Here is a 12,278-nt window from a genome sequence, read left to right on the forward strand (position 1 = left end):
TCGTACGAAGACCGGGTGCCCTAACGGCGACGTAGGCCCCCGACGCGTGTTCCATCCTCTGAAGGCCGGTGTCGGCAAACGATGGCACCCTCAGCGGATCGGTGGGCGCATCGACCGCTGCGCGACGTCCTCGATCGCGGCCGCCACGAGCCCGGCGTCCCGGGTGAGGACCCGCGCCTGGTCGCTGCCCGTCGTGCCGAACAGGGTCACCTGGTCATTGCGGGCCGCGGCCTTCGCGACGGCGGCGCGGATCGTGTGTGCCTGCCGACCAGGGGCACCGGAGTGCTCGCCGTGTCCGACGACGAACGCCGTCGGGCAGCGCAGGGCCGCGAGGTCGGCCTCCAGCCCGCCGTTGACCTCGTCCGTCCCGATGACGACGTCGGCGGCCTCCAGCGGGGTCATCCGGGCCGAACGGCCGAGGAGGGCCAGGACGGGTGTGACCGGTCCGAGTCGGCGGAACCGCTCACGTACGCGCCGCCTTTCCTCCTCGTCCAGCAGGGAGACCGGGTAGGCGCCGTCCACGAGCACCAGCCCTCCGATCAGGTCCGGGCATTCGGCGGCGCAGCACACGGCGATCGTCGCCCCGTGGGACCAGCCGACCAGGATCGGCCGGTCGAGCCCCGTCGCCTCGATCACGCGGTCGACGTCGTCGATCGCCGCCCGCAGCGAACAGTCCGCGGACGTGCCCGAGCGTCCGCGTGCCCGCGCGTCGAAGGTGACGGTGCGATGCGTCCCGCCGAGCCGGGCGAGGACGCGCCGCCAGCTCCGCCGGGTGGCGAAGCCTCCGTTCAGGAACAGCAGCGGCGGTTCCGCGCCGGGGGTGTCGACGCCGCGGAGACGTGTGTCGGGAGCCTCGACCGTGAACTCTCTTGACATGGAAGGTCTTTCGTGACTGAGGAGGGGAGGGCCGGCTCGTACGTCGGTGACCGGTGGCGGTCACGCCCGGCGCGCGCTCCGGACGGCCAGGGAGGTGAGGAGCGTGAGGACGGCACCGAGGGCCAGGACACCGTTGAGGGACAGGCGGTCGGCGACGACTCCGCCGAGGAGCGCACCGAGCGCGATGGCCAGATTGAACACCGCGGTGTTCAGCGCCGTGGCGGCCTCGGCCGACGCCGGCGCCGACTTGAGGATCCAGGTCTGCACGCCCACCGGGACCCCGCCGAATCCCAGGCCCCACACGATCAGCAGGATCGCCCCGCCGACCGGGGTGCGGCCCGCGAGGGGGAACACCGCCAGAACCAGGGCGAGTACGGTCCCCACGGTGACGACGGTGGCCCGGACGTCGCGCTCCGCCGCCGCACCGGCGAGGAAGTTGCCCACGATGCCGGCCACGCCGAAGCCGAGCAGGAGCGGGCCGATCATGCCCGCGTCGAACCCGGACACGTCCCGAAGGATCGGGCTGACGTAGGTGAAGGCGGCGTAGTGACCGCTCACCAGGAGGAAGGTGGCGGCGACACCGGCGCGCACGACGGGGTTGTGGAACTGCTCCGGCAGCGTGCGCAGCCGGACCGCCCGTTCTGCGGGCAGGGACGGCAGCAGCCAGAGCAGCGCGGCGAGGACGAGGAGGCCGAGTCCGCCCACGGCGGCGAAGGCGACGCGCCAGTCCGCGAGCGCGCCGATCAGCGTCCCGGCGGGAACGCCCAGGACGTTGGCGGCGGTCGCCCCGCCGAAGACGATCGACACGGCACGAGGGACGTGGCGCTCCGGAACCAGGCGGACGGCGAGCCCCGCGGCCAGCGCCCAGAACCCGCCGATGCTGACGCCGACCAGGAAGCGCGACGCCAGCAGGACCGCGAAGTCGGGTGCCAGGGCCGACAGCCCGTTCGCCGCCACCATCAGGACGATGAGGCCGAGCAGGACGGCCCGGCGGTCCGCGCGCCGGATCGCGACGGGAAGCAACGGTGCCGTGACGGACGCGACCAGTCCGGGGACGGTCACCATCAGCCCCGCCGTCCCCTCAGAGACACCGAGGGTTCCGCCGATCAGCGGAAGGAGTCCGACGGGCAGGGACTCGACGGTGACGAGGGCGAAGGTGCCGACGGCCATGGCCACGACGGCGAGCCATCTTCTGGCAGGGACACGATCCCTGTCCCCTGACAGGGGCAGGGGAGGGGCGGCGACACTCATGGGGTGCTCCAAGCGAGAGGGGGTGGGCCGGAGGGCCCGGCGAGAAGGTGGTTCAGCCGACGGCGAGGGCGTCGGACTCGATGGCCGTGGTGTCCTGGGCGACGGAGATGAGCCATCGACCGTCGGACTTCGTCAGGACGTACAGGGAGGTGTCCGGCGCGACAGCGGGGAGTGTCGTCACGAGGGAGGCCCAGAGGCGCACGTCGGCGCTGGAACCTCGGCAGCCGCTCGACGGGCCCGACGCGCCGGGCCTGCGGAGCAGGTCGTCGAGAAGCTCCCCGTCGCGGGTCACCGGCCGCTGCCTGATCTTGACCGCGGCCACGTCGGGGCGGAGGAAGTGGATGTACTCGGTCTCGTACGTGGAGGTCAGCGGCTGCCCGGCCGTGTCGGGCAGCATCCGGCGGAAGAACGCGCCGATCTCCTCGATGCCCGTCACCGGTGCCTTGTACGGGACGGACCAGAGGGCATCGGGCCGGAACAGCTCGACGAACGCGTCCGGCAGCGCGTTCTGCTGGGCGTGCTCGACCTCGGCGACCAGCGCCACGATGGCGTCCACGTCCTCCGGGGGCACGTCCACGCCGGCGAGTCGTGGCTTCATGAGAGGTCTCCTCAGGGGGGTCTCGATTTTGCTGGCCCAGGGGTCGGCCGGGGACGCGGTGACCAGGGGGCGTCGTGGCGGTCGTGCAGGTCTGCGGGCGGGGGGCGTAGCGAGGTCGGGGAGCCCCTGGGGGGCCGTGTCGTCGTAGCCGCGCCGGATCGGCACGACACCGCTGGCGGGGGCGGTCGAGGTCCGCGATGCGGCGGTCCGGCCTGATCGGCAGGAGACCGCTGGCGGGGGCGGTCGAGGTCCGTGATGCGGGACGGTCCGGCCCGATCGGCAGGAGAGCGCTGGCAGGGTCCGCCCAAGTCCGCGACGTGAGGCGGCCCTGCCCGATCGCACGCACCGGACGCCCCGTCCTGATCCGGCGCGAATTGTCAGGCAGGCCCGTCAGCCACCTCCTAGCGCCGGCCGGCTGCCGGTCCCGGCAGCCGTACGTCGTACGGGCGCGCCCTGTCGGGCCGCTCCCTCGCCCGTCGCGGCGTCCACGAGCGGCGAGACCTGCCCTCCTCCGGGTGCGGCCGCCGAACCCGGGCCGAGGGCGACCGGGACACCGTCCGTCCGGCAGCGGCGAGCGACCCGGTCACGACGCGTCCCGTTCCGTGCCGCGGACGGCGCCGTCGCGGCCCATGCCGACGCCCCGGCCCCACGCGCCCCCATGGGCGTGCAGGATGGCCTCGACGGCTGCGTGCGTCTCCTCACCGGCCCAGTCGCGCTGGAACTCGCCGAGCAGCTGGAGCCAGGTGAGCGGGACGCCGCCGGCCTGAGTGACGCGCTGGAGGCCCAGCTGGTGGGCCTCCGCGCTGGTACCGCCGGACGCGTCGGCGACCACGTACACCTCGCGCCCCTCCTCCAGCGCGGACAGCGCGGGCAGGACGACGCCGACCTCGGACCACAGGCCGGCGATGATGATCTGCCGGCGGCCGGTGGCCAGCACCGCGTCCCGCACCCCCCTGTCGGCCCAGGCGTTGATGAGGGTGCGGGAGATGACCCGGCGGTCCCGGAAGACGTCGGTGAGCTCCTGGAGGAGCGTCCCCCCGAACGCCTCCGGGGCGATGCCGGTGAGAACGGTCGGGACGCCGAACGCGTTCGCGGTCCTGGCCAGGCCCGCCACGTTGTTGCACAGCGTCTCGCGCTCGCCGGAGGAGCCGCCGGCCAGCATCCGCGGCTGGTGGTCGATCAGGACCAACACGCTCTCGTGCGGGCTGAGCAGGGTCTTGTACGCGTGCGAGGACATCGGTCCCTCTTTCCGTGCCGGGGAGATCGGATGGTGCGGCGACAGGAAGAGCTTCCGACGAGGGGACCCACCCCGTGACGACGCGATCACGTGATCGGAACCGCGGGGACACGTGATCCCTAAGGCCGTCCGCGGGGGATCCTGGTTAGAGCGTGCCCCGGAACCGAGGGTCCGGTCAGGTCAGGACCCGCGGACGGCGGCCCCCTCGGCGACGTCGGGGCCTGGCGTGTCCCCCTCGGCCAGGTGCACGGCCATCAGGCGCGCCAGCTCGACCCTGCTCGACACCCCCAACTTGGCGAAGACGTTGCGCAGGTGGGCGTCCACGGTGTGCCGGGACAGGAACAGCCGGTTGGCCACCTGACGATTGGTCAGGCCGTCGGTCACGAGCCGCACCACCCGCATCTCCGACGGCGTGATGCTGCCCCAGCCCTCCGCCTGCCGGTCCGCCGACCGCGGCATCCTGCGGCGCACGCCCAAGGCGCGCAGTTCCTGCCGCGCCCGCGCCGCGCCTCGTACCGCCCCCGCCGTGCCGTAGACGGTGAACGCCTCCTCCCACAGGGCCAGGGCCTCGTCACGGTCCGCCGTGACCTTCGCCGCGTCCTCCAGGGCCCGGGCCAGGGCCAGGGGCCGCGGAGCCGAACGCCACAGTCCCACCGTCCGACGCAGTTCCTCGGGGCTGCCCGACAGCAGGGCGTCGACGTGCAGGGCGGCGGCCTGGGCCGACGCCAGTCGCGGGCTGCGTACGGCGAGCAGCCGGGACGCCGCCGCCGCGCGCTCGGCCTGCTCGGGCAGTCCGGCCCGCAGCGCGATCCGCACCAGCTCCGGACCGAGTCCGGGCTCGTAGCAGAGAGGACGGATCCACTCGGGCAGGATCGCCCAGAGCCCGTCGCCGCGATCGGCGGCGTCCCGGTCGCTCCGGGCCTGCGCCTCCCGCAACAGCACGTCTGCCAGCAACAGTTCGTCGTCCGCGACCCGCACCCCGCTGTCCGCGAGCCTGTGCGCGGCGGCGAGCAGGGACCGGGCGGACGAGAGGTCGTCCCGCAGGATCGCCAGGCGCGCCAGCAGCGTGCGGGACGCCTGGGCCGTGGGAGGGGTGCCCAGGGAAACCGCGCTGTTCAGCGTCGCCTCGGCCTCGGCAGTGGCCTCCGTGATCCGTCCCGCGGCCAGCCACAGTCGCGCCCGGTGACCACGAAGGCGAGGTACGGCCCAGGGCACACCGAGCCGTTCGGCCTCCCGCTGCCCCAGGTCGAACGCGGCCTCGGCCTCGGCGAAGCGCTCGGACACGGCCAGGGCCTCGCCGAGCCATCTGCGGGGTGCGTGCCAGCGGGCCTCACCACCGCTCTGCTCGGCGATCCCGGTGGCCCGCTCGGCGAGTACCACCGCCTCCTCCACCCGCCCCGCCGCGAGGGCGGCCCGCGAGCGGGCGGTGAGGCCCGACGTCACGGCGGCCGGCTCCTCCGCGGCCCCGCCCAGCCGGACCGCCTCGGCACCCGCCGCGTCGGCGGCCTCGCAGCCCGGATCCTCGCCCGCCGAGAGCCCGCCGTCGACCAGGGTGTGGGCGCGCAACGACCACAACTGCGCCTGGTTGAGGACGGGTACACCCCGGTCCGCCAGGGCGAGGTCCACCAGCGTGAGCACCTCGGGAGTCCGGCCGGCGAACTTCAGGGCCGCCGCGACGCCGTGCCGTACCGTGGCGAGGGCGGTCGGATTCGACGCGGCCGCGAGTTCGACCTCGGCCATTTCCATCGCCTCGTCCATGCGCCCGCTGAACGACAGGGCGCTCAGCGCCCTGCAGACGTTGTCGGGCCGGTCCGGGTCACCGGGATCGCCGAGCTCGACCAGCCGCATCAGCAGATCGGCGGCGACTCCCGGCGCGACACCCACGATGCTGTCGGCCGCGTCCCGCAGGACCCGCAGTACCTGCGCGTCCCCTCGCCGGGCGCCCCAGGCCACGTGCGTCGCCGACTCGGCCGCCGGTCTGCCCTCGGCGGCCAGCACCGAACCCGCCTCGCGGTGCAGCGCGTGTTTCACCGGCGTCGCGAGGTTGTCGTAGACGGCCTCCCTGATCAGGTCGTGCCGGAACCTCAACAGCGGGCCCTCCGCGACGAGATGCCCCTGCGCGATGGCCTCCTCGGTGGCCGCGGTCATCTCCCGTACCGGGACGCCGGTCACTCCGGCGGCCTCGTGTATCGCGAACGGTCGGGCGAGGACGGCGCCCGCCTCCGTCAACTGCCGTGCGGCGGGGGAGAGGTGGCGCCACCGACGGGCCACCTGGGCGCGGAAGTCCTCCGGCAGCGCACCGGGCGTGACGCGGGCGACGCCGTCCTCGACCAGCACCCGGCCCTGCTCGCGCAGCGCGCGCAGCAGCTCCTGGAGGAGGAACGGGTTCCCGGCCGCGCCTGCCGCCAGGGCCCGGACTCCACCGCCGGGGCGGGCACCCAGCGTGTGCGCCGTCAGTTCCTCCACGGCCTCGTCGGACAGCGGACCGAGAGCGAGGGACCGGGCGCCGCTCTCCACCAGCCCTTCGACCGCCACGCGCATCGCCGACGCCTCCGGCAGGGGCCGCCCCGCGAGCAGCCACACCACCCGGGCGTCGCGGAGCGCGGGGACCAAGGAGCGGACCAGGAGGGCCGTGGCCTCGTCGGCCCACTGCACGTCGTCCAGGACGATCAGGAGCGGCCGGGAGCGGGTGTACGCGGCGATCCGCTCGGTGAGCAGGGACGTCTGCCGGTACGGGACGGCCGACCGCGCCGCGAGCTCGACCCGGTCGGGTTCGTCCAGCACCGGTGGAGTGCCGTTGCCGAGGGCGGTCACCAGGGTTACGAGAGGGGAGAGCCGGTCGAGTTCGGTGGCCCTTCCCTCGGCGACGGCCATGCCTTGTGCGGCGGCCCCACGCGCGGTCTCGGCGAGCAGACGCGACTTGCCTATGCCCGCTTCACCCGTCACCACGAGGCACTGGGCGGCTCCTGCCGTGGCCGCGCAGACAGCGGCCGACAGGACCTTCAGAGCGTCCTGCCGTCCCACCAGCGGAGCCGGTCCCGGGCCAGGGCCCAGCGTGCCGAACATATGCGTCCCCCCTCGCGCAGGCCGGTTGGCCGACCGGTGCCTGTCGGCCCATGATCAGCGGGAAGGGAGGAAAACACCAAGCGAGGGCGGATGGAAGCGCGGATGGAAGCCGGGGGCGTTGGCGGGTCGGGCCTGTTGTCCCTAGCCTTGTTGTCAGTGGTGTCTGAAAGGCTGACCGGTATGAATGGCGACGAGCAGCTGTTGCGCGGCCGGGTCTACGGCCGTGACCACGATGACCCCGATCCGGGTCCGCGGCCGGGCCGGACCTACGCTGAACTCGTCGGCGGCCCGCTGGACGGCCTGCTGCTGGACATCCACGAGTGGATGCCGGAGGAGGTCGACGAGGGCGTCGCCCTGACCACGGAACTCGGCCGGTGGCCCGGAGGCCGCGCGCTGTACGATCCGCGGCCCGGTGGGCAGCGCGCGCGGGGCCCGGGAGTCGCCTGCCGCTTCTACTACACCGGCGACACCCCCTGACTGACGCTCCCTGACCGCCAGACGCCAGACGCGAGTGGCCGACGTGGTCCCGGACTCCTCCACGCCTCGATGCGCCGCGTCCGGTCGCCCGGTGACCTTTCACCCATCGCAACGGGCAACACCTTCCAGGGGGCCCGAACCACGGGGGAGAGGTACGCAGACCACACTCCCGTTCCCCACCCCCGTTCGGGGCCGGCCTGGTCATCGCCGTCATACGTAGGATCGGTGTCCTTGCCACCCCCGGCGCACTGGAGCTGATGACCTCCACGCTCAGGATGCGGGCAAACGCCGGGCCGGAGCGTGCCGTGGGCCCGGTGCGCGGTCCGCCTCACCGAGGCGAGCGGCACCAGCGGCCGGGCATCGGCAGCCCGCACGAGCCACAGCGTCGGCAGCGCTGTGGGCTCGTCGCGGTGGGACCCGTCGGCGGGCCTCGGTGCCCGGTCGAGCGTCCACCGGTCCGTCGCCGCACTGTACCGAGCCCAGGTCTCCACCGTTTCAGCTCCCGGGGCCGGCCGGTCATCGGACCGGTCTCGGTGGCGTACGGGAAAGTGCGGTGAGCGCTGGTCAGCACGTCCTCCGTACGACGAGTCTCCCTGCGGACGGGCCGTCGACGAGATCACCCGTCGACCCGTCCCAGGCCCGTACGGAATGCGGGGTCGGCGCCGGGGTCCTCCTCCACGGTCTGCGCGGGGGAGGACCCCGCTGTACACGCGTCGGGCCGCCGGAGGGTCAGATGACGCCCTGGGCCAGCATGGCGTCGGCCACTCGCTCGAAGCCGGCGATGTTCGCGCCGGTCACGTAGTCGCCGGGGGCGCCGTAGCGTTCGGCGGTCTCGTGGCAGGTGGCGTGGATGTCGTTCATGATCCGGGCGAGTTCGCCCTCGACCCGTTCGGCCGTCCAGGACGTCCGCGCGTGGTTCTGTGCCATCTCCAGCGCGCTGACCGCGACGCCGCCCGCGTTGGCCGCCTTGCCGGGACCGAAGGAGACGCCCGCCTGCTGGAACAGGCGGACGGCCTCGGGGGTGGTCGGCATGTTGGCGCCCTCGGAAACGGCCTTCACTCCGTTGCGGATCAGGGCCGCGGCGTCGTTCTCGTCCAGCTCGTTCTGGGTGGCGGACGGCAGTGCGATGTCGGCCGGCACCTCCCAGACCCGTCCGCCCGGCACGAAGCGTGCCGAAGAGCCCCGGCGTTCCGCGTACGCGTCGACGCGGCCCCGCTCGACCTCCTTGATCTGCTTGAGCAGCTCCAGGTCGATGCCCTTCTCGTCGACGACGTAGCCCGACGAGTCCGAGCAGGTCACGGCGTTGGCGCCGAGGGCGGCCAACTTCTCGATGGTGTAGATCGCGACATTGCCGGAGCCGGAGACGACGGCCGTCTGCCCCTCCAGGCCCTCGCCGCGCTCGCGCAGCATGGCCCCCGCGAACAGCACGTTGCCGTAGCCGGTCGCCTCGGGGCGGATGAGCGAGCCGCCCCAGCCCTTGCCCTTGCCGGTGAGGACGCCGGCTTCCCAGCGGTTGGTGATGCGGCGGTACTGGCCGAACAGGTAGCCGATCTCACGGCCGCCGACGCCGATGTCGCCGGCGGGGACGTCGGTGTGCTCACCGATGTGCCGGTACAGCTCGGTCATGAAGGACTGGCAGAACCGCATGACCTCGGCGTCGCTGCGTCCGTGCGGGTCGAAGTCGCTGCCGCCCTTGCCGCCACCGATGCCGAGACCGGTCAGCGCGTTCTTGAAGATCTGTTCGAAGCCCAGGAACTTGATGACGCCCAGGTTCACCGACGGGTGGAAGCGCAGGCCGCCCTTGTACGGGCCGAGCGCGCTGTTGAACTCCACTCGGAAGCCGCGGTTGACGTGCACGCGGCCCTTGTCGTCCTGCCACGGTACCCGGAAGACGATCTGCCGCTCGGGCTCGCACAGCCGCTCCACGAGCCCGGCCTGTGCGTACTCGGGGCGGGCCGCGAGCACCGGCGCGAGCGTCTCCAGGACCTCGTGGGCGGCCTGGTGGAACTCGGGCTGTGCGGGATTGCGGTGTTCGATCTCCTTGAGGAGATCGTCGAGGACGGTCTGCGTCTCGGAACGAGTCGTCACAGAAAGCCTTTCTGGCGCGGCGGTCACCGGATCCGCCACAAGGTGCGGCTCGCTCGGGTCCGGTCCATTGATGGATGTTACGGCGCCGTTGCCGCACACAGGACGAGTTAAGTGTCACGCGCACGTAAACCTGTGACCAGAGTGCGGCCAAGAATGCTCACAACGTGAGACTGCCCCCTCCAGGGCCGCCGGCCCGCGCCAGACCGTGGACATGGCGAGAGGGCGTGGTCACCACAGGCTCCAAGGGCTTGGACGTGAGGGCCCCCGAGGCGCCGGTCGGCGGCGACGAATACGTGAAGGACTTCCGCGGCACCGTCGAACGAGCGGGCGAGATGGGACGCTGCGATCGACGTCTCGTACGTAGGGTGAAACCGCTCGGACTCGGCGAATCCGAGCCGCTCCATGATGTCGGCGAACGGCCGGCCGAGGTGGCGCTCGTAACCGTGCTCATGGAGGACTTGCTGCCATGCGCGCTCCATCACCGGGCGGGTGTCGAGGAGCATGCCGTTGAGGTCGCGGCGAGGGCGGGAGCAGAGTGGACATGAGGTGCCTCCGGTGAAGGGGGTCAGGGGGTGAGGGAGGTCTCGGGGCGTTTCACGAAGGCGATGACCCGTTTGCCGCTTCCGTCCCACTTGGGACATGCGGTCCAGGCGTCGGCCAGGGCGGACACCAGGAGCAGGCCACGTCCACCAGTCGCGTAGGGAGAGGCACTCTAAGGACGCTGCCCAGACCGTCGATGCGGCGGCTGTCCAGCAGGAGGGGTTCCCGGTCGAGGTCCATGGAGTGGCGCTTCCCGACATCGGCGTCGAGGCAGATTCGTCTGCTCCAGCAGGTCGGGCCCTCGTACGAGCGGAATCTCCGTACCCGCTTCGTGCAGCCGCTGCCTGCGGTCAGCCGCTGTGATCCTGGGGCCCAAATGGGACGGGGCGGGAAAGGCGACACCGTACGGGCGAGTGGCCGCGACGGCGTCGCGCATGCCCGCCAGCGGGATCAAGGCGCAGTCGTAGGCTCGCTCTCCACCCAATGGTGCTATGTCAACGCCCGCTCGCTCTAAGGTGAGTTGGCGATTCTCCGGAGTGTTGCGCAGCTCGACCTCTTCCTCGCGGTCGTCACCGAGATGTCTGGTGTGCTGGAGACCGCGGCCCGACAGTACTAGGACCTTCTAGTGGCTCATCACGCAGCCTTGGCCGGGTAATCAACGGTGTCAGTGATCGCGGCTATGGTTCCCGGTCATGGGGTTCTCGGGGTCTTTCATCGTGGCGCGAGCCGGTCGGCCGCTGACGAGTTGGCGGCGATACGGGCGGCGGACTGTGTGCCGTTGTGGTCGGCGCGCGATGGCGAGTGGCAGATCCTACAAGCGTGCCCTATCGCGGATCCGGCCCCTTCGATCATCGGCGAGACGCGTGCTTCTGTCCTGGTCTGTCATGTGGTCGACAGCGACTTCGCGACGGTTCAGGCAACGAGCCCCGATGGCCTGTCATGGCAATGCGCTTTGTCGCCGGAGACGGCGCGGGATCACGGCCTCCCCGGTGAGTGGGTCGGTGATTCGGTCGAAGTAGGCGAGCAAGCTGCAGCCTGGGCCCGAGGGGCTGGCCTTCAGCCGGCCCCGGTGGCGCTCAGGGCTGCCCTGGTGGCTGAGTGTGATCCGCTGGCGGAGGACTTGGTCTTCGCGCTTGTTCACGCCATAGGGTTCCGATTCCGTGACGGGGCCGACCTGGAACCGCCAGCCATGTGACCGGGGGCGCCCGTTCGTAAACTCCGCCCTGCCGACTCGCCAACCGAAGTCCTCAACCCAGTCGCATAACCTGCTGGCCGTCGGTCAGCAGACTGTCTCCAAGACCGATCTTGGAGGTGGTCGTGGGCGTCGACCGAGTGTGTTCGTCCGGCCGGTGAGCATGGAGGAGGGCCGCAGGCCGCAGCAGATCAGCCGGACCGCGAAGGACCCGGTGAAACTCCGCCGGGCGATCGTGGTGCTGATGTCCGCTCAAGGCCAGACGGCCAAGGACATCACCATGCTGATGCAGGTCGGCGAGGACTACGTCCGCGATGTCATCCACGCCTTCAACGAGCGGGGGTTCGACGCGCTGGACCCGAAATGGAGCGGGGGACGCCCCAGGACGATCAGCGACCAGGTGCGCGAGCACATCTGCCTGATCGCCCGGACGTCCCCCACAGACTGGAGGATCACCGCGTTCTCCACCTGGAGCCTGAGCAAGCTCGCCGACCACCTCATCAAGCAGAAGGTGACCGCGGCCCTCAGCCGTGAGACCCTGCGCCGAATCCTGCGCGCCGGCAAGCTCTCCTGGAAAACCACCACTACCTGGAAGACGTCCACCGACCCGGAGTTCATCGCCAAGATGCACCGCATCCTGGCGCTGTACGACACCCCGCCCGCCGACGGGCGGGTGATATGCGTCGACGAGTTCGGGCCGCTGAACCTGATGCCCCGCAAGGGCAAGACATGGGGGCCAGCGCGGCGTCCGCGCCGCCTGCGAGCCACCTACAACCGCTACGGCGGCGTGAGGCACATGCTCGCCGCCCTCGATCTGGCCACCGGCAAACTGTACTACCGCATCCGCCGGCGCAACGCCCGCGCCGAACCGAAGACCAACTTCGCCCCCGACTCGCCCATCCGTGCCTGGACGCATTACCCGGCCAAGGCTGCCTGACGAGCCGCTAGTACTG

The 12,278-nt window shown here is 71.9% G+C and carries 9 protein-coding genes; 3 read left to right on the forward strand and 6 right to left on the reverse strand.

The window, feature by feature from the left end; all coding sequences use genetic code 11:
* Positions 1–90: 90 nt before the first annotated feature.
* From GGE06_RS08885 to GGE06_RS08905, 5 genes are all read right to left on the reverse strand, one after another.
* Positions 91–876, reverse strand: coding sequence for an alpha/beta fold hydrolase (locus GGE06_RS08885; RefSeq protein WP_184930460.1), 786 nt, complete (start codon positions 874–876; stop codon positions 91–93).
* Positions 877–936: 60 nt separating this feature from the next.
* Positions 937–2,046 carry an MFS transporter gene (locus GGE06_RS08890; RefSeq protein WP_246532382.1) on the reverse strand — a complete coding sequence of 370 codons (1,110 nt, stop codon included), beginning with the start codon at positions 2,044–2,046 and terminating at the stop codon, positions 937–939.
* Between the two features lie 133 nt (positions 2,047–2,179).
* A complete protein-coding gene (locus GGE06_RS08895; protein WP_184930462.1) occupies positions 2,180–2,725 on the reverse strand; it encodes an SgcJ/EcaC family oxidoreductase in 546 nt (181 codons plus the stop codon).
* Between the two features lie 583 nt (positions 2,726–3,308).
* Complete coding sequence (locus GGE06_RS08900; protein WP_116157042.1) at positions 3,309–3,962, reverse strand: hydrolase; 654 nt, start codon at positions 3,960–3,962, stop codon at positions 3,309–3,311.
* Positions 3,963–4,142: 180 nt separating this feature from the next.
* Positions 4,143–6,986: a helix-turn-helix transcriptional regulator gene (locus GGE06_RS08905; RefSeq protein ID WP_181924400.1), complete on the reverse strand. Its 2,844-nt coding sequence runs from the start codon at positions 6,984–6,986 to the stop codon at positions 4,143–4,145.
* A gap of 222 nt (positions 6,987–7,208) precedes the next feature.
* Between GGE06_RS08905 and GGE06_RS08910 the strand changes: the two genes are divergently transcribed.
* Complete coding sequence (locus GGE06_RS08910; RefSeq protein WP_116157040.1) at positions 7,209–7,505, forward strand: hypothetical protein; 297 nt, start codon at positions 7,209–7,211, stop codon at positions 7,503–7,505.
* Positions 7,506–8,234: 729 nt separating this feature from the next.
* Here GGE06_RS08910 and gdhA read toward each other — a convergent pair.
* A complete protein-coding gene (gene gdhA / locus GGE06_RS08915) occupies positions 8,235–9,593 on the reverse strand; it encodes an NADP-specific glutamate dehydrogenase (RefSeq protein WP_184930463.1) in 1,359 nt (452 codons plus the stop codon).
* A 224-nt stretch (positions 9,594–9,817) separates the two neighbouring features.
* Here gdhA and GGE06_RS08920 point away from each other — a divergent pair, with 224 nt between their 5' ends.
* Together GGE06_RS08920 and GGE06_RS08925 are read left to right on the forward strand one after the other, a co-directional pair.
* Positions 9,818–10,138: a hypothetical protein gene (locus tag GGE06_RS08920; RefSeq protein ID WP_116157039.1), complete on the forward strand. Its 321-nt coding sequence runs from the start codon at positions 9,818–9,820 to the stop codon at positions 10,136–10,138.
* A 1,350-nt stretch (positions 10,139–11,488) separates the two neighbouring features.
* Positions 11,489–12,262, forward strand: coding sequence for an IS630 family transposase (locus GGE06_RS08925; protein WP_184930627.1), 774 nt, complete (start codon positions 11,489–11,491; stop codon positions 12,260–12,262).
* Positions 12,263–12,278 lie beyond the last annotated feature (16 nt).

Source organism: Streptomyces nymphaeiformis (assembly GCF_014203895.1).
GTDB lineage: Bacteria > Actinomycetota > Actinomycetes > Streptomycetales > Streptomycetaceae > Streptomyces > Streptomyces nymphaeiformis.